At 62.3% G+C, this 23105-nt stretch carries 18 protein-coding genes; 8 read left to right on the top strand and 10 right to left on the bottom strand.

The window, feature by feature from the left end; genetic code table 11:
• Positions 1 to 86 precede the first annotated feature (86 nt).
• The gene (locus tag KDW95_RS16045) at positions 87 to 1013 is read left to right on the top strand and encodes a DMT family transporter (protein ID WP_255852827.1); all 927 of its coding nucleotides are present in this window, start codon (positions 87 to 89) and stop codon (positions 1011 to 1013) included.
• Between the two features lie 177 nt (positions 1014 to 1190).
• Here KDW95_RS16045 and glyS read toward each other — a convergent pair whose 3' ends face one another.
• Together glyS and glyQ are read right to left on the bottom strand one after the other, a co-directional pair.
• Positions 1191 to 3269, bottom strand: a complete 2079-nt coding sequence (glyS, locus tag KDW95_RS16040; RefSeq protein ID WP_255852826.1) for a glycine--tRNA ligase subunit beta — start codon at positions 3267 to 3269, stop codon at positions 1191 to 1193.
• Positions 3269 to 4243 carry a glycine--tRNA ligase subunit alpha gene (glyQ, locus tag KDW95_RS16035; protein ID WP_255852825.1) on the bottom strand — a complete coding sequence of 325 codons (975 nt, stop codon included), beginning with the start codon at positions 4241 to 4243 and terminating at the stop codon, positions 3269 to 3271. Before glyQ ends, glyS begins: the two co-directional genes overlap by 1 nt.
• Positions 4244 to 4390: 147 nt before the next feature.
• Between glyQ and KDW95_RS16030 the strand changes: the two genes are divergently transcribed.
• Positions 4391 to 5275 (top strand): lysophospholipid acyltransferase family protein, encoded by an 885-nt coding sequence (locus KDW95_RS16030; RefSeq protein ID WP_255852824.1) that lies wholly within the window; start codon positions 4391 to 4393, stop codon positions 5273 to 5275.
• Between the two features lie 1176 nt (positions 5276 to 6451).
• Here the strand turns inward: KDW95_RS16030 and KDW95_RS16025 are convergent.
• From KDW95_RS16025 to def, 5 genes are all read right to left on the bottom strand, one after another.
• On the bottom strand, positions 6452 to 7900 hold the full coding sequence (locus KDW95_RS16025) for a TrkH family potassium uptake protein (RefSeq protein WP_255852823.1): 1449 nt from the start codon (positions 7898 to 7900) through the stop codon (positions 6452 to 6454).
• A gap of 14 nt (positions 7901 to 7914) precedes the next feature.
• Positions 7915 to 9291 (bottom strand): Trk system potassium transporter TrkA, encoded by a 1377-nt coding sequence (gene trkA / locus KDW95_RS16020; RefSeq protein WP_255852822.1) that lies wholly within the window; start codon positions 9289 to 9291, stop codon positions 7915 to 7917.
• 22 nt (positions 9292 to 9313) lie between these two features.
• On the bottom strand, positions 9314 to 10612 hold the full coding sequence (rsmB, locus tag KDW95_RS16015; protein WP_255852821.1) for a 16S rRNA (cytosine(967)-C(5))-methyltransferase RsmB: 1299 nt from the start codon (positions 10610 to 10612) through the stop codon (positions 9314 to 9316).
• The gene (gene fmt, locus KDW95_RS16010; RefSeq protein WP_255852820.1) at positions 10609 to 11562 is read right to left on the bottom strand and encodes a methionyl-tRNA formyltransferase; all 954 of its coding nucleotides are present in this window, start codon (positions 11560 to 11562) and stop codon (positions 10609 to 10611) included. The genes rsmB and fmt overlap by 4 nt, the downstream gene beginning before the upstream one ends.
• 79 nt (positions 11563 to 11641) lie before the next feature.
• Positions 11642 to 12160 carry a peptide deformylase gene (gene def / locus KDW95_RS16005; protein WP_255852819.1) on the bottom strand — a complete coding sequence of 173 codons (519 nt, stop codon included), beginning with the start codon at positions 12158 to 12160 and terminating at the stop codon, positions 11642 to 11644.
• A 159-nt stretch (positions 12161 to 12319) separates the two neighbouring features.
• Between def and KDW95_RS16000 the strand changes: the two genes are divergently transcribed.
• From KDW95_RS16000 to KDW95_RS15975, 6 genes are all read left to right on the top strand, one after another.
• A complete protein-coding gene (locus KDW95_RS16000) occupies positions 12320 to 13354 on the top strand; it encodes a LysM peptidoglycan-binding domain-containing protein (protein WP_255852818.1) in 1035 nt (344 codons plus the stop codon).
• A 15-nt stretch (positions 13355 to 13369) separates the two neighbouring features.
• Positions 13370 to 14494, top strand: a complete 1125-nt coding sequence (dprA, locus tag KDW95_RS15995) for a DNA-processing protein DprA (protein ID WP_255852817.1) — start codon at positions 13370 to 13372, stop codon at positions 14492 to 14494.
• Between the two features lie 18 nt (positions 14495 to 14512).
• Positions 14513 to 15070 (top strand): L-threonylcarbamoyladenylate synthase, encoded by a 558-nt coding sequence (locus KDW95_RS15990; RefSeq protein WP_255852816.1) that lies wholly within the window; start codon positions 14513 to 14515, stop codon positions 15068 to 15070.
• Positions 15071 to 15093: 23 nt separating this feature from the next.
• Positions 15094 to 16011, top strand: coding sequence for an oxygen-dependent coproporphyrinogen oxidase (gene hemF / locus KDW95_RS15985; RefSeq protein ID WP_255852815.1), 918 nt, complete (start codon positions 15094 to 15096; stop codon positions 16009 to 16011).
• Positions 16011 to 16835 carry a shikimate dehydrogenase gene (aroE, locus tag KDW95_RS15980; RefSeq protein ID WP_255852814.1) on the top strand — a complete coding sequence of 275 codons (825 nt, stop codon included), beginning with the start codon at positions 16011 to 16013 and terminating at the stop codon, positions 16833 to 16835. The genes hemF and aroE overlap by 1 nt, the downstream gene beginning before the upstream one ends.
• Positions 16836 to 16935: 100 nt before the next feature.
• On the top strand, positions 16936 to 19311 hold the full coding sequence (locus KDW95_RS15975; protein ID WP_255852813.1) for a Lon protease family protein: 2376 nt from the start codon (positions 16936 to 16938) through the stop codon (positions 19309 to 19311).
• A 29-nt stretch (positions 19312 to 19340) separates the two neighbouring features.
• Here KDW95_RS15975 and KDW95_RS15970 read toward each other — a convergent pair whose 3' ends face one another.
• The 3 genes from KDW95_RS15970 to KDW95_RS15960 all read right to left on the bottom strand — a co-directional run bounded on the left by KDW95_RS15970 (position 19341) and on the right by KDW95_RS15960 (position 23084).
• A complete protein-coding gene (locus KDW95_RS15970; RefSeq protein WP_255852812.1) occupies positions 19341 to 20471 on the bottom strand; it encodes a DUF1513 domain-containing protein in 1131 nt (376 codons plus the stop codon).
• Between the two features lie 99 nt (positions 20472 to 20570).
• Positions 20571 to 21653 carry an imelysin family protein gene (locus tag KDW95_RS15965; RefSeq protein WP_255852811.1) on the bottom strand — a complete coding sequence of 361 codons (1083 nt, stop codon included), beginning with the start codon at positions 21651 to 21653 and terminating at the stop codon, positions 20571 to 20573.
• Entirely contained in the window at positions 21654 to 23084 is a 1431-nt protein-coding gene (locus tag KDW95_RS15960; protein WP_255852810.1) for a di-heme oxidoreductase family protein, read from the bottom strand.
• Positions 23085 to 23105: the final 21 nt, after the last annotated feature.

Below are 23105 nucleotides of genomic sequence, written 5' to 3'. Positions count from 1 at the left end.
TTGCGTTCTTTATTATTCAGTATTTATGAAGCTAGTAAAGCCCTAGACTCAACGCTGTCAATTTGGGTAAGCGGGGAGTTGGGAACATGACGACGCACGGAATCAGCCAGAGTTCTCGGGTCCGACAGGGTTTGCTCTATGCGCTGGGCGCGGTGCTGATCTGGAGTGGTTTTATTCTTGTCTCGCGGGCCGGAGCCCTGGCTTCACTCACCATGGTGGACATGCTGGCCGTTCGTTTTGGCACGGCCTTCCTTTTGTTGGCGCCGCTGGCCTGGCGTATGCGAAGGGTGCTTTTGAACGGGCGCGTGCTGCTGCTCGGGCTTGTGGGTGGCCTGGCCTACGGTGCCTTTGTCTATGCCGGGTTTGAGCGTGCGCCGGCTACCCATGCCGCCCTGCTGTTGCCGGGGCTGATGCCGGTCATGATAGCCGTCATGGCATTTTTCTTTACGGCCGAGCGCAAGCCGCTGCTGGTGTGGCTGGGCATTGCCACCAGTAGCCTGGGTATCGGTGCGCTGTTGTTCGATACGCTATTCCAGTCCAGCGACTACTGGCTGGGGGATCTGTGCTTTGTGCTCGCCTGCGTGTGCTGGGCGGTCTACACGGTGCTGCTGCGGGCATGGAATATCCCGGCCTGGAACGCCACTGTCGGCGTGGTGATGGTGGCCGGCGGGCTCTACCTGCCGGTCTATTGGTTGCTGCTCTCGCCGGGTCTGGGCGAACACAGCTGGGCGCTGATCCTCGGGCAGGGTTTTTACCAGGGTGTCCTGGCGACCATTGTGCAGATGGTTTTCTATGTGCGTGCGGTGCAGTTGCTGGGCGCTACCCGCATGGGTGCCCTGATGGCGCTGGTGCCGGCCATCGCTGCCGGTCTTGCAGTGCCCCTTTTCGGGGAGACTCTTACACCGGTGCTGCTGCTGAGTATCGGCTTGGTGATGCTGGGAGCCTTGCTGGGAAACCTGCCGCGGCGGTGGATGCCGGCCCGGGTGCCGCGTACCTGCCGGTCCAGTGCCTGATGGCGCTGGTGCTGGTGCAGTGGGCGCTGGCGGACAGGCTGAAGTCGCGCAGTGTTCCACGTGGAACCTGCGGCTAAACCGGCCTGTCACCCTGCCCTGTTAATGCTGGCGTAAGAACGCAAAAACCCGCCGGGTGGCGGGTTTTGGTTTCAGCGCGCGCTTCCTGTCAGCGGGCTGTTAGCTGCCGATCACCGAGATGTCAGCTACGCCCAGGAAGAGTCCGCGCAACTGAGACAGCAGTGCCAGTCGGTTGTTGCGCACGGCCTCGTCATCGGCATTGACCATGACCTCTTCAAAGAAACGATCGACAACAGCACGCAAGCTCGCGAGCTGCTCCAGGGCGGTCTGGTAGTCGCCGCTCGCAAAGGCCGGCTGCAATTCAACCTGCATGGCCTGCACACGGGTGAAGAGTTCCTTTTCTGCGGTCTCCTGCAGCAGGGACTCGGTCACGACGGCGTCGTTCTGGCTGTCCTGCTTGCTCAGGATGTTGCTGACGCGCTTGTTGCCGGCGGCCAGGGCATCGGCTTCGGGCAGCGTGCGGAAGTGGGCAACGGCCCTTACACGACGGTCGAAGTCCAGCGGCCGCGTCGGCCTGAGCGCGTGTACCGCCAGGAAAGTCTCCACGGCGATGTCGCGGTCTTCGTACCAGGCACGCAGGCGGTCGAGCATAAAGTCCAGCACGCGTTCCTCAAGGCCTTCCCGCGCCGGCAGGTTGGCGTGACCGTCGGCAGCAACCTTGAGCAGCTCGGCCAGGTCCAGGTCCAGTTCCTTTTCGACCAGGATGCGCAGCACGCCAACCGTGGCACGACGCAGGGCGAAGGGGTCCTTGGATCCGGTGGGCGGCTGGTTGATGCCGAACAGGCCGGTCAGGGTGTCCAGGCGGTCGGCAATGGCGACGGCTGCCCCGGTCAGGGTTTCAGGCAGCTGGTCGCCGGCAAACCTTGGCATGTACTGCTCGTTCTGGGCCAGGGCAACGTCTGTAGGCTCGCCGTCATTGAGGGCGTAGTGGTAGCCCATGAGGCCCTGGAGTTCCGGAAATTCCAGCACCATCTCGGTGACCAGGTCGCATTTGGACAGCAGCGCAGCACGTTCGGCCCATTGCGGATTGCTGCCGATGCGGCTGGCGATAAAGCTCGCCAGGTGCGCGACGCGCCGGGTCTTGGCGTGAAGGCTGCCCAGGTCTTTCTGGAAGACGATGGACTCTAGCTTGTTGCAGCGCTCGGCCAGGCTGGTCTTCTTGTCGGTTTCGAAGAAGAACGCCGCATCGGCCAGGCGCGGACGAATGACCTTCTCGTTGCCCTGGATGATCTGCTGCGGTTCCTTCGACTCGATGTTCGCTACGGTGATGAAGTACGGCATCAGCTGCCCGTCACCGTCGAGCAGATGGAAGTACTTCTGGTTGTCCGCCATGCTGGAAATCAGCGCCTGGGACGGCACGGCCAGGAAGCGTTCCTCGAAACGACCGGTCAGCGCCACGGGCCATTCGTTGAGTGCGGTGACTTCGTCCAGCAGTGCGGGGTCGATCACCACCTGGCCGCCAACCTTGTCGGCTTCGCTCAGCAGCTGTGCGCGGATGAGCTCGCGGCGCTTGGCGAAGTCGGCAATCACATAGCCCTGTTCGTGCAGCACCTGCTCATAGTCCGAGGGCGCGATGAGCTCGATTTCGTGGTTGTAGTGGAAACGGTGGCCGCGGGTTTTGCGACCGGATGTGAGTCCAATGATCTCGCAGTCCAGCACCTGGTCACCAAACAGCATGAGCACCCACTTGACCGGGCGCACGAACTCGGTACGGGAAGCACCCCAGCGCATGCGCTTGGGGATCGGCAGTTTGTCGAGTGCCTGGGCAATGATGCCCGGCAGTGCGTCGGTCAGCGGCGTGGCCGCGCTGACCTGGCGAAAGCACATCTTGCCGTCCATCTCGGTGAGCTGGTCAACGCTGGTGCCACACTTGCGGGCAAAGCCTTCCAGTGCCTTGCTGGGCGCACCGCTGACATCGAAGGCGATGCGCGCCGGCGGTCCCTGCACGAAGAACTCGCTGGCCGGCACTTCGCTGCACAGCTGTTCGATCAGCAATGCGAGGCGACGCGGTGCGGCGTACGACTTGAAGACCGCAGGCTTGAGCAACTCGGCAGCGCCCTGCCCCAGCACGGCCTCGATACCCTTGCGAATTTCGCTTTCCAGCGCTTCGGACAGCTTCAGCAGTGCCTTGGGGGGCAGCTCTTCGGTGCCCAGTTCAAACAGAAAATCCTTGGTCATCAGTGGGACTCCTCGGCACAGGCGGCGAGTACTTCATCGCGAATTTCGGGGGCGGCCAGCGGGAATCCCAGCGCCTTGCGGGTATTGAAGTAGGCGGCGGCAACATCGCGGGCCAGGGTGCGCACACGCAGGATATAGCGCTGGCGCTCCGTCACGGAAACCGCGTGGCGCGCATCCAGCAGGTTGAAGGTATGGGAGGCCTTGAGTACCTGCTCGTAGGCCGGCAGTGGCAGCGGTGTGTCCAGCGCCAGCAGCTTGTTGCATTCGCGCTCGTGGAAATCGAAGTTGCCGAACAGGGTGTCGACATCGGCGTGTTCAAAGTTGTAGGTCGACTGTTCCACTTCGTTCTGGTGGTAGACATCGCCATAGGTGACAACGCTGCCATCGGGGTGACGTGCCCAGATCAGGTCGTAAACGCTGTCGACTTCCTGCAGGTACATGGCGATACGCTCAAGCCCATAGGTGATTTCACCAGTCACCGGGTAGCATTCCAGGCCGCCGGCCTGCTGGAAGTAGGTGAACTGCGTGACTTCCATGCCGTTGAGCCAGACTTCCCAGCCCAGGCCCCAGGCACCGAGAGTCGGCGATTCCCAGTTATCTTCGACAAAGCGCACATCGTGCACGTTGAGATCCAGGCCCATGCGCTGCAACGAGCCGAGGTAGAGTTCCTGCAGGTTGTCAGGCGAAGGCTTGATGACAACCTGGAACTGGTAGTAGTGCTGCAGGCGGTTGGGGTTCTCGCCATAGCGGCCATCGGTCGGACGACGGCTCGGCTGTACATACGCCGAGCGCCAGGACTCTGGGCCGATAGAACGCAGGAAGGTCGCCGGATGGAAGGTGCCTGCACCAACTTCCATATCCAGCGGCTGAACAATGACACAGCCCTGCTCTGCCCAGTATTGCTGCAGAGCCAGGATCAAACCCTGGAAGGTGCTGACGTCTGAGGTCACCTTTTCGGTCACGGAGATCACCATCTTTAATAGTCGGTTGGCCAAAATTAGAGCGAAATTATACACGAAAAGCGACGCGTCCGAGGTTCGAGGCCACCAGAGCCTGCGGGAAATTCGATATACTGTGCAACTTGGCAAACAGGGCTGTGGACGGGCATTGCATTGGATAAAGTGAAAGCGGTTTTAGCCATACTGGTATTGGGTGTGCTGGCGCTGCTGCCGCTCAAGTGGGCGCAGTCACTGGGAGGCTGGTTTGGTCGCCGGCAGTCGAAGGACCCTGCGGGCAAGCTGGCGAGCAATACCCGGCGCAATATCGAGCTGTGTTTCCCCGAGCTCGACGCGACAGCCCAGGATGCGCTGATAGAAGACAGCCTGGTAGAAACCGGGCGCTCCATGGCGGAAATGGGCATGTCCTGGCTCTGGTCCCCCGAGCGCACACTGAAAAATATTCGGGCGGTCAACGGCGAGTCGCTGATCACAGAAACCCTGGCATCAGGCCGGGGCATCATCCTCATCGCGCCGCACCTGGGTAACTGGGAGGTGCTGAACCTGTATCTGTCCAAGCGCTATCCCTTCACCGCCATGTACAAACCGCCGCAACTGAAACTGATGGATGACCTGATCAAGCGCATGCGCGCGCGCCTGGGAACCCGCATGGCGCCGGCGAATGCCTCCGGCGTGCGTATGGTGATGAAGGCGCTCAAGCGCACCGAGATGGTGGGGATCCTGCCGGACCAGGAACCGGACGAGCAAGGCGGCGTGTTTGCGCCCTTCTTCGGGGTTGATGCCCTGACCATGAAACTGCTGCCCCAGCTTGCCCGCCAGACCAAAGCCCGGGTTATCTGCGGCTATGCCGAACGGCTGGCCGACGGTGCGGGCTTCGAGATTTATTTTCGCGAAGCCGAGGCCGGCCTGGATAATCCGGACCTGGAACAGGCTGCTGCGGCCATGAACCGCTCGGTGGAGGCCTGCGTACGTGCCCTTCCCAGCCAATATCAATGGGAATACCGCCGTTTCAGTCGCCGTCCCGAGGGGCAGCCGCGGCGCTATGACTGAGTGTGGGAGCCGTTGGCCTCAGCGCCGCCAGAAAAATGGGGGGTAAAGATAAAGAGCACCAGCAGTGTGAACAGTTCAAGACGCCCTGCCGAGCCAGTACCCGTGGGAATACCGCCGCTTTAGCCGCCGCCCTGAGGGGGGCGGCCACGGCGCTATGGCTGAGACTGAGGGCTGCATGGGTCTGGTTGCGACCTGCGACGGCGTGCCCCTTTCGGGCCGCCGTCGTTCGGTTTAGCGGCGCCAGAAAATAGGGGTAAAGAGCACCAGCAGGGTGAACACTTCAAGGCGCCCGAGCAGCATGGCAAAGCACAGGATCCATTTGGCGGTGTCGTTCAGGTCGCCGGAATCTGGAACAGGCTGCTGCGGCCATGAACCGCTCGGTGGAGGCCTGTGTGTGCGCCCTGCCGAGCCAGTACCCGTGGGAGTGTCGCCGCTTTAGCCGCCGCCCCGAGGGGCAGCCACGGCGCTATGGCTGAGACTGAGGGCTGCATGGGTCTGGTTGCGAACTGTGACGGCGTGCCCCTTTCGGGTCGCCGTCGTTCGGTTTAGCGGCGCCAGAAAATGGGGGTGAAGAGTACCAGCAGGGTGAACACTTCAAGGCGACCGAGCAGCATGGCAAAGCACAGGATCCATTTGGCGGTGTCGTTCAGGTTGCCGGAATCTGGAACAGGCTGCTGCGGCCATGAACCGCTCGGTGGAGGCCTGTGTGCGCGCCCTGTCGAGCCAGTACCCGTGGGAGTGTCGCCGCTTTAGCCGCCGCCCCGAGGGGGGGCGGCCACGGCGCTATGGCTGAGACTGAGGGCTGCATGGGTCTGGCTGCGACCTGCGGCGGCGTGCCCCTTTCGGGCCGCCGTCGTTCGGTTTAGCGGCGCCAGAAAATGGGGGTAAAGAGCACCAGCAGGGTGAACACTTCAAAGCGCCCGAGCAGCATGGCGAAGCACAGGATCCATTTGGCGGTGTCGTTCAGGTTGCCGGAATCTGGAACAGGCTGCTGCGGCCATGAACCGCTCGGTGGAGGCCTGTGTACGCGCCCTGCCGAGCCAGTACCCGTGGGAGTGTCGCCGCTTTAGCCGCCGCCCCGAGGGGCGGCCACGGCGCTATGGCTGAGACTGAGGGCTGCATGGGTCTGGTTGCGAACTGCGACGGCGTGCCCTTTTCGGGTCGCCGTCGTTCGGTTTAGCGGCGCCAGAAAATGGGGGTAAAGAGCACCAGCAGGGTGAACACTTCAAGGCGCCCGAGCAGCATGGCAAAGCACAGGATCCATTTGGCGGTGTCGTTCAGGTCGCCGAAGTGGACCGCAACGTCCCCCAGGCCCGGGCCCAGGTTGTTGAGCGTGGCGCCCACCGCCGACCAGGCGGTAACCTGATCCAGCCCTGTACCCAGCAGAGCGATGAGCATCAGCACAAAGACCAGCAGGTAGACCGAGAAAAAGCCCCATACCGCCTCCAGCACCCGATCCGAGATGGGCCTGTTGCCGACCTTGACCGAAATGATCGCGCTGGGGTGCACCAGGCGCTGAATTTCGCGATAGCCCTGCTTCAGGATCAGCAGAATGCGGATGACCTTCATGCCGCCCCCGGTGGAGGCCGCGCAGCCGCCGGCAAAGGCCGTCACGAACAGCAGGAACGGCAGCATGACCGGCCAGTTGGCGAAGTCGGCCGTGGAAAACCCGGTGGTGGTGGCGATGGAAACCACCATGAACACGGAGCGGCGCAGCGCTTCATTGACGGCATAGGTCTGGGTCAACGCCAGTACCATAAAGGTCACCAGGGCCGTGCCACCGAGCAGGGTCAGGTAGAAGCGAAATTCCGGGTCCTGGAAATAGTGGCCAATGGAACGCTGGCGCCAGGCGAAAAAGTGCAGCCCGAAGTTGACCCCCGACACGAGCATGAAAAAGATCGCGATGCTTTCGATAACCGGGCTGTTGAAGTGACCGATGCTGGCATCGTGGGTCGAAAAGCCGCCGATGGCAACGGTCGAAAAACTGTGGGCGATGGCATCGAATACCGTCATGCCCGCCAGCCAGTATCCCAGGGCGCAGAGTACCGTGAGTGACAGGTAGATATACCAGAGAGCCTTGGCGGTTTCGGTGATGCGCGGTGTCAGTTTTGAATCCTTCACCGGCCCGGGCGTTTCGGCCCGGTACAGCTGCATGCCACCAATGCCCAGCATCGGCAGTATCGCCACGGCCAGCACGATGATACCCATGCCACCGAGCCATTGCAGTTGCTGGCGATAAAACAGAATCGAGTTGGGCAGCCAGTCGATGCCCGTCATCACAGTGGCGCCGGTGGTGGTCAGCCCCGACACGGACTCGAACACGGCATCCACAATGCGCAGATGGGGGTAGTCCGCCAACATCAGCGGCACGGCCCCGAACAGCCCCAGCACGGTCCAGAACAGCACGGTGATCAGGAAGCCGTCGCGGGTACGCAGGTCTTCCCGTACCCGGTATACGGGCAGCCAGAGGAAAAAGCCGGTCAGCAGGGTAATCGCAAAACCAGCCATAAAGGCCTTATGGGCCCCGTCTTCGTAGATATAGGACACCAGCAGCGCCGGCAACATGGTGATGCTGAAGATCATCAGCAGAATGCCGAGAATTTTTAGTATGACTCTATAGCGCATAGGGTGGCTGCCGCTCAGAAAAAGGCGAGACCAACCTGGAACAGGCGCTCCACATCGCGGATGCGGCGCTTGTCTACCAGGAACAGAATGACGTGGTCGCCGTTCTCGATCACGACATCATCGTGGGCGATCAGTACCTCGTCGTTACGCACGATGGCGCCAATGGTCGTGCCGGGTGGAAGGTCGATATCCTCGATGGCCTTGCCGACGACCTTGGAGCTGCGCTTGTCGCCATGGGCAACCGCCTCGATGGCTTCGGCGGCGCCGCGGCGCAGCGCGTGCACGGCGGCCACATCGCCTCGGCGAACATGGGTCAGCAAGGCACTGATGGTGGTCTGCTGTGGTGAAATGGCGATATCGATCACGCCACCCTGCACCAGGTCGACATAGGCCGGGTTGTTGATCAGCGTCATGACGGTGCGCGCACCCAGGCGCTTGGCCAGCATCGAGGCCATGATATTGGCTTCGTCGTCGTTGGTCAGGGCGAGGAAAACGTCGGTGTCCTCGATATTTTCCTCGATCAGCAGGTCGCGGTCCGAGGCGCTGCCGTGCAGCACGATGGTGTTCTCAAGGCTCTTGGCCAGGGCATTACAGCGCTGGATGCCGCGCTCGATGATCTTCACCTGGAACTGGTTTTCGATGTTGGCCGCCAGGCGGGCGCCGATATTGCCGCCGCCGGCGATGATCAGCCGCTTGTAGGGGTTGTCGAGCCGGCGCAGTTCGCTCATGACCGCACGGATATCGCGCCGTGCGGCAATAAAGAACACCTCGTCGTCGGCCTCGATGACCGTGTTCCCCTGCGGGATGATGGGCCTGTCCTGGCGGAAAATGGCCGCCACACGGGTGTCCACGGCGGGCATGTGCGTGCGCAGATAGGATATTTCGCGCCCGACCAGCGGGCCGCCGTAATACGCCTTGACGGCGACCAGCTGGGCCTGACCCTCGGCAAAGTCCAGCACCTGCAGCGCGCCCGGGTGCTGAATCAGCCGCTGGATATGCTGGGTGACGAGCTGCTCCGGGCTGATCAGCACGTCCACCGGAATGGCCTGATTCTTGAAAATCTCCCCTTCCTTGCGCAGGTAGTCGTGCTCGCGCACGCGGGCGATCTTGGTCGGGGTACTGAACAGGGTGTGGGCCAGCTGGCAGGCGATCATGTTGACTTCGTCACTGTTGGTGACGGCGATCAGCATGTCGGCGTCCCGGGCCCCGGCGCGCTCCAGCACGCTGGGGTAGGAGGCCTTGCCTTCGATGGTGCGGATATCCAGCCGATCCTGCAGCTCGCGCAGGCGCGCACTGTCGGTATCGACGATGGTGATGTCGTTGGCTTCGATGGCGAGGTTTTCAGCCAGAGTGCCGCCAACCTGGCCGGCGCCCAGTAGGATGATTTTCATAGGTCAGCAGGGTCTGCCCGGATTAGTTGGCGGGTTTCTCGAGTACAGCGTAGTAAAAACCGTCGTGTCCATCCGGCTGCGGGAACAGCTGGCGCCCCAGCGGCCTCCCATGGCCCCAGTCCGCCTCAATGGGCAGGTGCTGCACTTCGGGGCGCGCCTTGATAAAGCGAGCCAGCAGGCGTTCGTTTTCCTGCGGGAAGACGGAACAGGTTGCATAGAGCAGCTTGCCGCCGGGGCTGAGCATGTTCCAGCAGTTTTCCAGAATGGCCAGCTGCAGGTCCGCCAGGCGCTTCAGGTCCTCGTTGCGGCGCAGGTACTTGATGTCCGGGTGGCGGCGAATGACGCCGGTGGCGCTGCAGGGCGCGTCGATCAGGATGCGGTCGTAGCTTTGACCGTCCCACCAGCTGTCGCTCGAGGCATCGCCCTGGGTCAGGGTGCAGCTCAGGTTGAGCCGTTGCAGGTTCTGCTTGATGCGCTCGGCACGGCGCGAATCCAGCTCCACCGCTTCCACGTACGCCAGCGCCGGTTCGTGCTCCAGCAGGTGACACAGCTTGCCACCGGGAGCCGCACAGGCATCCAGTACGCGCTGACCGGGCTTGAGGTCGAGCAGGGAGGCCGACAGCTGGGCCGCTTCATCCTGCACACTGACCAGGCCTTCATCAAAGCCCGGCAACTCGGTGACATCGCAGGCCTGGGTGAGGTAGATGGCGGTGTCGGCGAAGGTGCCGGGAGTCGCTTCGATACCGGCAATGTAGAGCTGCTCAAGGTAGGCTTCGCGGCTGCTTTGGCGGGTGTTGAGTCGCAGCGTCATGGGCGCGGGCTGATCGTTGGCCAGCATGATCTGGGGCCAGTGGTCGGGCCAGTTCTGCTGCAACTTGCCGATCATCCAGTCGGGATGGTTGTACTGCAGGCGCGGGTTGTCGCCCAGCGTTTCCATGATGCTGTCGCGCTCGCGCTGAAAACGGCGCAGCACGGCGTTGACCAGGCCTCGGGCCCAGTTCTTGTTCAGGTCCTCAGTCGCATCCACGGTTTCGCTGATGGCGGCGTGGTCGGCAATGCGGGTCTGGTCGAGCTGGTAGAGCCCGAGCAGCACCAGCGCCTGCAGATCGGCATCCTTGTCGCGAAACGGTTTCTGCAGCAGGTGATCGGCGATCAGGGCAAGCCTGGGCTCGAATCGCATGGTGCCGTAGCACAGCTGTTGCAACAGCGCGCGATCTCTGGGAACGCAGGTGTACAGCGAGGTGGGGAGCGTGGCGTTGAGGGAACCGCGATGCTGCAGCAGAGGGGCCAGTGTTTGAGCGGCCAGTGTTCTAAGGTTCATGCGGCTCCAAGCCTCGTGCCCAGGCGAAAGCTGTCGCGCCGGGAATTCATAATGTCTGCACTGTTGAGTGGGGTCCCGCCGGGCAGTTGCACTCGGGTAAGGCGCAGTACGCCCTGCCCGCACGCAACGCTGATGCCCGTTTTGTCCGCGGCAATCAGGGTGCCGGGGGCCGCGTCGCTGGGGGTGTCCAGTGCGCTGGCAGCCCAGATGCGCAGGGTCGTGCCGTCGAGCTGGGTAAAGGCGACCGGCCAGGGTGCCAGTCCCCGTACCTGGCGGGCCAGATAGTCGGCACTCTGCTGCCAGTCGATATTGCCTTCCTGCTTTTCAAGCTTGTGGGCATAGCAGGCCTGGTCATTGTCCTGGACTTCGCGGTCGCAGCTGCCGTTCTGGATGGCGACCAGGCTTTGTACCAGGGTGCTGGCACCCAGCGCCGCCAGGCGGTCATGCAGTACGCCGCTGTTGTCCTCGGGCAGGATCGGGCAGCTGGCCTTTAGCAGCATGTCGCCGGTATCCAGGCCTACATCCATCTGCATGATGGTGATGCCGGTTTCGCTGTCGCCGGCCAGCAGTGCGCGGTGTATGGGCGCCGCGCCGCGCCAGCGTGGCAGCAGGGATGCATGTACGTTAATGCACCCCAGCCGCGGGGTCTCGAGCACCACCCTGGGCAGCAGCAGGCCATAGGCGGCGACGATCATAAGGTCCGGTTTGAGGTCTGCGAGTGCCTGCTGGGCTGCGGCGTCTTTCAGCGACAGCGGCTGAAACACCGCGACGCCGTGCTCCAGCGCAAGCTGCTTGACCGGGCTCGGCGTGAGCTTGCGGCCGCGGCCTGCGGGGCGGTCGGGCTGAGTATAAACAGCGATGATGTCGTGGTGAGTTTCAAACAGGGCCTGCAGGCTGGCTGCGGCAAAGTCGGGTGTGCCGGCGAAGACTATTCTCAGCGGCTCGGGCATCGGGGAGCTCCCTCGTGAAATCGATTTGCAGGGGGCTGTGAAGGCGTCCCCCTGCAAGCCTGGCGAACGCCAAGGAAAATCAGACCGGCTGGGTTTCTTCCAGGCGGTGTTTTTTCTCCAGCTTGCCACGGATGCGGGTACGCTTGAGCGGCGACAGGTAGTCTACAAACAGCTTGCCATCGAGGTGGTCGATTTCATGCTGGATACAGACCGCCAGCAGATCGCGGGCTTCGAAGTCGAGCGGGTTACCGTCACGATCCAGCGCCTGGACGCGGATATGATTGGGCCTCTCGACATTCTCATAGAAGCCCGGCACCGACAGGCAACCTTCCTGCATGCGCTCCAGTTCCTTGTCCAGAACTTCAAAGGTCGGATTGATCAACACCAGCGGCTCGTCACTGTCTTCAGAGATATCGATGGTGATGATGCGCTGGTGGATATTGACCTGGGTCGCGGCCAGACCGATACCCGGTGCGTCGTACATGGTTTCGAACATGTCGTCGATTATCTGACGAGTATTCTCAGTCACCGTTTCTACGGATTCTGCTATGGTACGCAGACGCGGGTCCGGAAATTCGAGGATCGGTAGTTTTGCCATGAGGTCCGATAATTACTAGGGTTCAATGTGAGCCGTGGATGGCGAAATTCAGCTATCAGCCTATTATACTGATATCGCCGCTCATTGCATTGCGCCTGACGTCATCGGCCCTACTGGCAAAGCGAAGGTTCTGAGGTAGTTCTAACAAGGGATTTGGGTATGAAGAAACTGCTGTGCGGACTGCTTACCTGTCTGCTTCTCCTCACCGTCTCGGTTGCCAACGCCGAAGTGCGAAAAGACAGAATTCAATTGCGTGAGAATTATCCAACCGAGTATGTCGTTGTCAAGGGCGATACGCTCTGGGATATCTCCGGACGCTTTCTGCAGCATCCATGGCAATGGCCGGATGTCTGGGATGTAAACCCCCAAATCTATAACCCCCACCTGATTTATCCCGGCGATATCATTTACCTGAGCTGGGTGAATGGCCAGCCGCGGCTGTCGCTGCGTTCGGGGGTAGGCAGGTTAACACCCAAGGCCCGGGTGTCACCGCTGGATGATGCCATCCCCGCAATTCCGCTGAAGGACATCATTGCCTTCCTGTCGGATCACCTGGTGGCCAATGAAGACCTTGTGAATACCGCACCCTACGTGGTGGGCGGGCGCAATGACAGCATCATTGCCGGTGCCGGCGATCGGGTTTATGCCCGCGGTGAACTGAAGTCCGATGAGCGCCTGCAGGCGGTGTACCGCCCGGCGACCGAGTACCGTGATCCGCTGACCGGCGAATTCCTGGGCTATGAAATGCTGAAGATCGCCGACACGGCGATTCCGGCGCAGGAGAATGACATTATCACGCTGGATCTGCGCAAGACCCGGGAAGAGGTCCGCTTGCTGGATCGGGTACTGCCGATCGAGGAAAGCCGCATCCAGTCCCTGTTCCATCCCTCGGCGGTCCCTGAAGGTACCGAAGGCCTGATCCTGTCGGTTCTCGGCGGGGTCGCCAAAATTGGCCAATACAACGCAGTGGCTGTCAATGTCGGCGCCCGGGACTCGGTCGAGGCCGGCAATGTCATGTCGATCTACCGCACTGGCGAGAATGTCAGGGATCCGGTGACCGGTGAACGCATTGCGCTGCCGGACGAGCGGGCCGGCTTGCTGATGCTGTTCAAGGTTTTCGACAAGGTCAGCTATGGCCTGGTACTGAATGCGTCCAACGTCATGTCGGTGGGCGACAAGGTGTTCGAACCCTGATTTCGGAATGATCACATGGGCAGCAATCCAAAGGACTGGATTGCTGCAAGCCTCCTGCCTGGTGTTGGTCCTGCCGGTCTCAAAAGGCTTGCGGTAGCCGGTATCCCCCCTTCACGACTTTTCCTGCATGACCCCGAGGCGCTTCGCCTTGTTGGCGCCCGTACTCGCACCCTGCGGGCGATGGAGTCCTTTGACCGTGCCGTCGGGCCTGAATTCGAGCGTTTCGAGCGCTGCCTGGAATGGCTTGAAGAAGACGATGTCTGCTGCCTGACGCCCGATCTCGACGAATATCCCGCCCTGTTGCTCGAAATCCCCGACCCTCCCGGATTGCTGTTTGTACGTGGCAACGCGGACTGCCTGGCTTTGCCGCAAATGGCCCTGGTGGGCAGCCGTCACGCCAGTCGTTCCGGTGTCGCCAACGCCTACAGGTTCAGCGCCGCCCTGAGTGAAGCCGGCATGGTGGTGACCAGCGGGCTGGCGCTGGGGATCGATGGTGCCGCCCACCAGGGAGCGGTCGACCGTGACGGCGTGAGTGTCGCGGTGTTTGGTACCGGGCTGGATGCTGTCTATCCGCGACGTCATGCCGGCCTGGCACAGCGAATCCTGGACACCGGCGGAGCCTGGGTCTCCGAGTTTCTGCCGGGCAGCCAGCCCTTGCCTGGCAACTTTCCCAAACGCAATCGCATTATCAGTGGCCTGTGCGCCGGTGTGCTGGTGATCGAGGCGGCGCCGCGCAGCGGCTCGCTGATTACCGCTCGCATGGCGCTGGAGCAGGGACGTGAGGTCTTTGCGATTCCCGGCAGTATTCAGAATCCCGCCGCCCATGGCTGCCATCAGCTGATCCGTGAAGGCGCCGTGCTGGTGGAAACCGTGTCCCACGTGCTGGAACCGCTGGCGGCGCTGCTGGGATTCTACGCGGCCCAGAGCAACGCGCCTGAGCCCGATTGCGCCCCTGCACTCCCTCAGTCGGAGGCGCAACTGCTGGAAAAAATGGGGTATGATATCGCCGATATTGACCAGCTCGTGGCCCTGACCGGCCTGCCAATGGCGCAGCTGATGCCGCTGCTGGTTTCTCTGGAATTGAAAGGCGTGATCGAGTCCGTTGCGGGGGGATACCTTCGCTGCGCGTCCGATACCTAAACCGCTCAGGTAAGACTCATGAACAACTGGCACCTGAATCAGGCGCTGCGTGCACTGCATGGCGGCGGTGTTATTGCCTACCCCACCGAGGCCGTCTGGGGGCTGGGGTGTGACCCCTTCAATGCTGCTGCAATCGAGCGGCTGCTGGAACTCAAGCGTCGCCCCATGCACAAGGGGCTGATTCTTGTTGCGTCTGACATGACACAGATCAAACCATTATTGCAGGGCTTGTCGGATGATCAGCTGGCACAGCTGGAGGCCAGCTGGCCGGGGCCGGTAACCTGGCTTATTCCGGACCCCAGGGGCTGGGCGCCGGAAGGTGTTCGCGGGCGACACTCCAGTGTCGCTGTGCGGGTGAGCGCCCATCCGGTGGTGCGCGCGCTCTGTGCTGCCTTCGGTGGCCCCCTCGTTTCAACCTCTGCCAACCGCAGTGCCGCGGCACCGGCGCGTTCGAAGTTGAAAGTGAATACCTACTTCGGTTCCGAACTTGATTATGTGGTGCCAGGCGCGCTCGGCAAGCTGGAGCGGCCAACGCAGATCTGTGATCTTGGCAGCAAACAACTAATTAGAGAGTAAGTATTTACTTACGTGGTGACCGGATGAATCAACCCGATATTATGGCGGTAAAGGCGTATCTGCTGGAGCTGCAGGACCGGATCTGCTCGAGCCTGGAACTGATCGATGGCCAGCAGCGCTTTAAGACCGACAAGTGGGTGCGCGAGGCCGGTGGTGGCGGTCGTACACGGGTGCTGGATGACGGAGCCCTGTTCGAGAAAGGCGGCGTCAACTTTTCCCATGTACATGGTGATCAGCTGCCCGCCTCCGCAACAGCCCACAGGCCGGAACTGGCCGGGCGTACCTTTCAGGCCATGGGCGTCTCCCTGGTCCTGCATCCGCACAACCCCCATATACCGACATCCCATGCCAATGTGCGCTTTTTCCTGGCGGAAAAAGACGGCGAAGCGCCGGTATGGTGGTTTGGCGGCGGCTTCGACCTGACACCCTATTACGGTTATGACGAAGACTGTCGCCACTGGCACGAGGTCGCCAAAAAGGCCTGCGATCCCTTTGGCACCGACATTTACCCCCGCTTCAAAACCTGGTGTGATGACTACTTTTACATCAAGCACCGTAACGAGCCCCGGGGTATCGGCGGGCTGTTTTTTGATGACCTGAACGAGCTTGGGTTCGAGCAGAGCTTTGCGCTGATGCGCGCCATCGGTGATGCCTTCCTCCCGGCCTACGTACCGATCATCGAGAAACGTCGCGATACCGAGTATGGCGAGCAGGAGCGGGATTTCCAGCTGCACCGCCGTGGCCGTTACGTTGAATTCAACCTGGTGTATGACCGCGGCACCCTGTTTGGGCTGCAGTCCGGCGGTCGCACCGAGTCGATCCTGATGTCCCTGCCGCCCGAGGTGCGCTGGGGCTATGACTGGAAGCCGCAAGCGGGCAGTGCCGAAGCGCGGCTGTACGAGCGCTACCTCAAGCCGCGTAACTGGCTGGAGGTCGAGTGATGGACAGATACGCGGTTTTCGGCAATCCGATCGCGCACAGCAAATCCCCCCTGATTCATCGTTGTTTTGCCAGCCAGAGCGGTCAGGTACTGACTTACGATGCGGTGCTGGTACCCGAAGACGGCTTTGCTGTGGCAGTGGATGACTTTTTCGCCCGTGGCGGCAAGGGGCTGAATATTACCGTGCCGTTCAAGCAGCAGGCCTGGGCCCTGGCGCAGTGGCGCAGTCCGGCCGCCGAACTGGCCGGTGCGGTCAATACGCTGTATTGCGATGACCAGGGTCGTATTTGCGGCGACAACACCGACGGCACCGGCATGGTGCGGGATATTGTCAAAAATCATGGCGGCACGGTGCGCGGCGCGCGGGTGCTGCTGCTTGGTGCGGGCGGGGCCGTGCGGGGCGTCATGCAGCCGCTGCTTGAGCAGCAGCCACGCCAGTTGGTGGTTGCCAACCGCACGCCGGCCAGGGCCATTGAGCTAGCTGAAGTGTTTGCCGGCCTTGGGCCCGTGCAGGGCTGCGGCTTTGCCGATCTTGAGAGCCAATCCTTCGACCTGATCATCAATGGCACCGCCGCCAGCCTGCAGGGCGAAGTCCCCCCGCTGCCCGCTGCTGTGCTGGCCCCCGGTGGCTGGTGCTACGACATGATGTACAGTGCCGAGCCGACCGCCTTTGGACGCTGGGCACAACAGCAGGGTGCCGCCCGGGTGCTCGATGGCCTGGGCATGCTGGTGGAACAGGCGGCCGAGTCGTTTCGCATCTGGCGCGGTACTCAGCCAGACACCCGAAGTTTGCTCCAGACCCTACGTGACTCCTTAACTGATTGATTAAAAAACGATATGCGCCGCACTGATGCGTGCGAGCCGCCTTGCAAGCCGACCCCGCCGGAAGGTATAACAACTAGAAATGCCCCGGTGGAGTTGTTGCATGGAAAAGCTGAAACCCTTAGCCCCCGAAGCTCTTTACCGCACCTGCGAAGCAGACCTGCTGCCCTTTCGAACCACCGAAACCCTAGAGCCCTTCAGCGGCTTTTTTGGCCAGGAACGCGCCATCGAGGCGATGGAGTTTGGTGTCGGCATGCGCCGCCCGGGCTATAACCTGTTCGTGATGGGGAACCCCCACACCGGCCGTTTTTCCTTCGCCATGGAAAGCCTGCGCAGCGTGGCGAAAAAGGAACGCAACCGGCTCAAGGACTGGTGCTACCTCAATAACCTCTCCGACTCCCGCTACCCCCAGGTCATGGAATTCCCCGCCGGCAAGGCTGGCCTGTTCCGCAAGGACATGGGACGCATGATCGAAGCGGCCCTGACCGAGCTGCCAGCGGCCTTCGAGAACCCGGGCTATCAGCGCCAGAAAGGCCGGATCGAACGGGACTTCAACCGCCGTTACGATCAGGCGATCGAGGAGGTTGAACGCCAGGCCCGGGAGCACAGCATTGCCCTGTTTCGCGAGTCGGGCAGTATCGGCTTTATGCCCGTGGCCGAGGGTCAGGCCATGGATGAAGCGGCCTTTTCACTGCTGCCCGAGGAAGAGCGGGAGACATTCTCCCGCGTGATTTCCCAGCTGGAGGACTGTCTCAACGACAGCCTGACGGAATTGCCGAAGTGGCGCCGCGAGGCCGCCGAGCAGATGCGCCGTCTGGACCGGGAAACCGCGCTGCACGCCGTGGCCCCACTGATTCAGCCGCTGAAGGAAAAGTACGCCAACGTCTCCGGCGTACCCGAGTACCTTACGCGGCTGGAAATCAGCCTGGTGCGCAACAGCGGTGAAATTGCCGGTGACGACAAGGTGCTGGAGTCGCCGGAAGCGGCGCGCAAGGTTTACATGGAAGACACCTACGGTGTGAACCTGCTGGTGGACAACGGCAAGACCAAGGGGGCGCCGGTGATCCACGAAAGCCACCCCAACTATGAAAACCTGTTCGGGCGCATCGAGTACAACTCGGACATGGGGGCCATGGTGACCAACTTCACCCTGATTCGCCCGGGTGCCCTGCACCGTGCCAATGGCGGCTACCTGGTGCTGGAAGCGGAAAAACTGCTGGAACAGCCTTACGTCTATGGCGCGCTGAAGCGGGCGCTCAAGGCCCACGAGATCCGTATCGAGAACCCGGTCAGTGAGTACACCGGTATCAGTACCATTACCCTGAGTCCGCAGCCCATACCGCTGAAGGTCAAGGTGGTGCTGATCGGCGGTCGTGACATGTATTACCTGCTGCAGGAAATGGATCAGGACTTCGAAAAGATGTTTCGTGTGGTGGTCGACTTCGATGAGGACGTTGAACGCAAGCCCTCCACCATCCGCAACTATGCACGCCTGCTCAAGACCCTCGCCGATGAAGAGGGTCTGGCGCCCCTGACAAGGCGCGCCGTAGCACGGCTGGTGGAGCAGAGCTCGCGCCTGGCGGCGGACCAGGAGTTGCTGTCGGCTCATATAGGCGAGCTGGTCGATTTGCTGTGCGAGGCGGACTACAAGCGTATCAAGACCGGCGACGAGCTTATCAATGACAAGCACGTCGAGATGGCGCTGACTGCGAAGGAAAAGCGCACGGGGCGCCTGTCACAGAAAATTCTCGACAGCATCATGAACCAGACGGTGCTGATCGATACCCAGGGCGAAGCGGTGGGCAAGTCCAACGGCCTTACCGTGCTGCAGGTAGGCGATGTGTCCTTTGGTACGCCAGCGCGCATTACCGCCACGGTGCATCCGGGCAACCGGGGCATTATCGATATCGAGCGTGAAGTGGCGCTTGGCCAGCCGATTCATTCCAAAGGCGTGCTGATCCTGTCGGGATATCTGGGTCACAAGTACGCCCAGGACTTCCCGCTGACGCTGTCGGCCAGCATCGCGCTGGAGCAATCCTATGGCTACGTGGACGGCGACAGCGCCTCCCTGGCGGAAATCTGCACCCTGATTTCGGCCCTGACCCACATCCCCATCCTGCAGCAATACGCCGTCACGGGCTCCATCAACCAGTACGGTGAGGTGCAGGCCATTGGCGGTGTCAACGAGAAGATCGAGGGTTTCTTCAAACTCTGTGAAACCCGCGGCCTCACCGGCCAGCAGGGGGCCGTGATCCCAAGGGCCAACGTGCGTAACCTGATGCTGAAAAAAGAGGTTACCGATGCGGTGGAGGCGGGCCAGTTCCATATCTTTGCCGTCGAAACGGTGGATCAGTGCCTGGAGGTGCTGATGGGGCGTGGTGCCGGCAAGGCCAAGGCTGACGGCAGCTTCACCCAGCGCAGCGTTAACCACGCGGTGACCAAGCGCCTGCGTGAAATCGCCGCAGCCAAGGCATCCTGAGAGATCGGGGTTGCCCCGGTCTGTGCCCGTCAGAGCCTCTGAAAGGCACAGAGGTGGTTGTCCCAGGCCAGGCGATCCAGCCGGATATCCTGCACCAGGCGTTCGCGCAGGCCTGTTCGCGGGCTGAGCCGATAGACCCGCCCGGTGCCACTGCTGGCAATGAACTCCCCGGGTTCACTGCTGGCCGCCAGGCCGCAGCCATCGCGTACTTCAAGGCCGCTCAGGTACGTTGCCTGATCCAGGTCCCAGAAGGTAACCAGGTTGCCCCGTGGCGCACTGACAGCAGCAAGGGTACCGCTGCTGTCGATGCGTACACTGCCGCAGTATTGCGTCATCTGCCGGTTGATGGCCGCCGGAGCCATCAGGGGCTGCAGTGCCTGGTGGCGGCGGTGTAGCGCTACCAGGGGCTGGACATCGACCGGGTGGCCTTCGTACTGCATGGCGATCATGACCGTGCCGTCGGCGCTGATATCCAGGTGGCGAATGCTGAGCTGGTGCTGCTGTGGCGCCAGGTAGCGCTGCTCGGTAATGCGACCGCTTTCCAGCTGCAGGTAGGCCAGCGACGGCAGCATGCTGTCCAGATTCACCTTCTGGCGTCCTTGGGTTCGTATACCACCGTTGGCGACGATGATTTCATCCCCTGCGTGACTGAGCAGCAGCTCGTGCGGGCCAATGCCGCCACTGCTGAATTCGTTTACCAGTGCAAAGTCATTCAGGGCATCGCGGATACTGATGCGCCCCTGGCCATCGGTCAGTGCCGCTTCGGTGGCGATCAGCCAGCGACCATCGGGGCTGAACAGCGCATGCCCGTAGAAGGCATGATGGGTGGCAGGTTCTATGCGCCGGACCAGTGCCTGGCGGCGATAGTCCACCACATCGATATACTGTCCGGGCCGCCTGGCAGCGACCGCAACCCAGGGCTGGTTCGGGTGGGGCGCCACGTGGTGGGCCCGGGCAGGCAGGCGATGGCGCAGCTGCAGTGCGCCCTCGGTATCGCTAATGATCAGCCAGTGTTGCTTGCGGCTGTCGGTCGCGGCGCTGGCCAGCAGCCAGTCCCGGGGACGAGTGGCACCTGGTTGCACAGGCTGAGCCAGCAGGCCGGGTGCCGCCAGCAGGCCGCCGAGCAGCAGGCTGAACTGGCGCCGGTTAATCACGGTCATGGCAACAGCACCCCGGTTTTGCGGCGAAGACCGAACGGGTACGGGTGAGCCGTTTCGGTGCCGGCATGCAGGGTACCTGGCTGTGGGCACAGGTACAGGTTAGTCGCCGTCACGACTGTTGAATCCCAGCTGTGCATTGATGGCCGGCATGGCGTCGTACAGGGCGATATCTAGCGCCTTCAGCGTCCTGGACAGGGCTTTGAGCTGCTCATAGGCATCGGTGTCCTGCAGCGCCGGGGCGAAGTTTTCCGGTAGCGCCTCAAGCTGGCTTTGGGCTTGGCTGAATAGACCGCTGATCTGGTCGGCCTGGTCTGCGGCACCCTGCTGGCGCAGTATCTGGTCCAGGCTAGGCTCGCCTGCCCCGTAGAGCTCCTGCAGCGCCGCCAGGTTGGTCACAATGCTCTGCAGAGACTGGCCACTGCGCCAGTTTTCGGCCCGCTGCAGGCGCGCGGAGGCCATATCCTTTCCCAGTACCCGCTCCAGCTTGTTGTCACGGATCATCTCAACCGGCTGCACCAGCGAGCGCAGCAGCTCGAGGCTCAGTTCTGGCAGCCCCGCTATTGTGTCTTCACCGTCTTCACTGCCCTGCCCCGTCCGGGGTTCGGCTTGCCATTCGTCCAGTATCGCCTGGGCTGTGTGTGCAAGCTGAGTACTGATGGCGCTGGCCAGGGCGCAGGCATTGGCTTCGTTCTGCAAGCTGTGCAGTGCGCCTTCGTCGTAGAACAGGCGCTCCAGCGCCGGGTAGCCCTTGATCGACACGCTGGCGTGGCGGAAAAACTCGGCATCATAGCTGCCGCTATCGGGGCCCTGCAGTGCTTCCTTGAGCTGGCGGCCGGTAATGCCCTTGCGGTCGGGCCAGAACTGGATGCCATAGTTGCGCATCAGCAGTTGCACCGGCCCAAACTGCAGATGCTGGACGCCCTGCCAGGCCTGCAGGCTGTTATCAAACGCCTGTTGCACGGCGCCGAAGTCACTGCTGCTGCGGCTTTCACACCAGCGGACGGTGGTGTCGGCGAGCACCTGGCTATGCTGGGCAAACTGCTGGTAGCGCGGCAGGATGTGGTCACTCACGGTGCGGGCATTGAAGGCATCCCAGTCGATGGCTGGGGTGGCCTGTGCAAGGCCTGCAAGCAACAGAGCGGAGCCGGCCAGCAGCTGGCCTGCGCGAGTAAAGGTGGGCATTCAGAGTGACTCCAGAAAGCGTATCAGTTGAGTTCGTTGACGGGCCGGCATGCTGATGACCCGCTGCCGTGCCGCGGTTGCCTCACCGCCATGCCAGAGTATGGCTTCGAGCAGGCTGCGGGCGCGGCCGTCGTGCAGATAGTAGTTGTGACCGCTGACGGTCTGGGTCTGGCCGATGCCCCAGAGTGGCGCGGTACGCCATTCGCGACCCGTGGCGGCGAATTCCGGGCGGTGGTCGGCCAGGCCCTCGCCCATGTCGTGCAGCAGCAGGTCTGTATAGGGCCAGATGGGCTGACGGCTCAGGGCCGGCAGCTGCGGGGTCTCGGCGGTGACGAAGTGGGGTCTGTGGCAGCTCGCACAGCCGCTGTCGTGGAACAGCTGGCGACCGGCCTGAACCTCGGGGTCGGCGGCATCCGGGCGCGCGCTCACGGCCAGGTGACGGCTGTAAAACAGCAGCCAGTCCAGCATCTGCTGCGAGGCTTCAAGCCCGTCCTGCAAGGGGGTGTTGCCATCGGGGGCCTGGAGGCAGACGGCTTGCACGGCGGTGCAATCGCCGGTCGCTGCGGGAAACATTGGGTTGCCAATGCCAATATCGCTTTGCAGGGCGCTGCTGTTTTGCTGCGCCAGGCTGGGGTTGCCGGCTTTCCAGCCAAAGCGCCCCAGCGCTTCGGTTTGCCGTGCCTGATCCCACACGCGGTTGGGCCGCCCGGAGATGCCGTCGCCGTCCCTGTCTTGGGGGTCCGCCTGGCTGAGGATATCGGCTTCGCTTATCTGCTCCAGCAGCCCCAGGCCCGGCATCGGCGGTGCGATGCGCGGCGAGAGCTGCATGTCCGACTGTAACGGGCCGTAGGCTGGCTCCAGAATGCGGTAGGTCGGCGAGCGCAGCCAGGCCTCGTCACCGCCGGACAGTTCCACGCGCGTTTCGGTGTAGCTGATGTGAAGCTGGCCTTCGGCGGTCATGCCCGGTACGGCAAAGGGCTGTAACTGGGTGCCGTAGCGGGTGTCCGCCACCACGCCGTGGCGCTGCAGTGTCACAAGATCTGCGTCGTTGCGGGCCGGAATACTCAGGCGCAAAAACAGGGATACGGCGTTGTCGTCGGGCCCTTCGGGCGGTTTGCCTCTGCCATTTTTCAGGTGGCAGCGCAGGCAGGAGCGGGCATTGTACAGGGGGCCCAGACCGTCGCTGGCGGTGGTCGAGGATGGCGACGATACCCAGAGCTTGCGAAAAATCGCCCGCCCGAGGGCAAAGGTCATTTTGTCGTCAAAGCCGATATTGGCCACGCTGGCCGAGAACGCATTGGCGGTTGCCAGGCGGGGCTGGGTGGTTGCGCCGCCGGGGTTTGCTTCGCCAGGCGCCGGGCGCCCCTCATCCGCCACGGCGATGAAAGCCGGGCCGAGCAGCAGCGCTGTGGCGACGAGGCGACGAATCATGGAGTTACCGTACTGCCCGGG

This window comes from Marinobacterium rhizophilum (assembly GCF_024397915.1).
Classification (GTDB): Bacteria; Pseudomonadota; Gammaproteobacteria; order Pseudomonadales; family Balneatricaceae; genus Marinobacterium_A; species Marinobacterium_A rhizophilum_A.
Note: the sequence above shows the minus strand (reverse complement) of the source record. Positions and strands in the feature narration are given on the sequence as shown.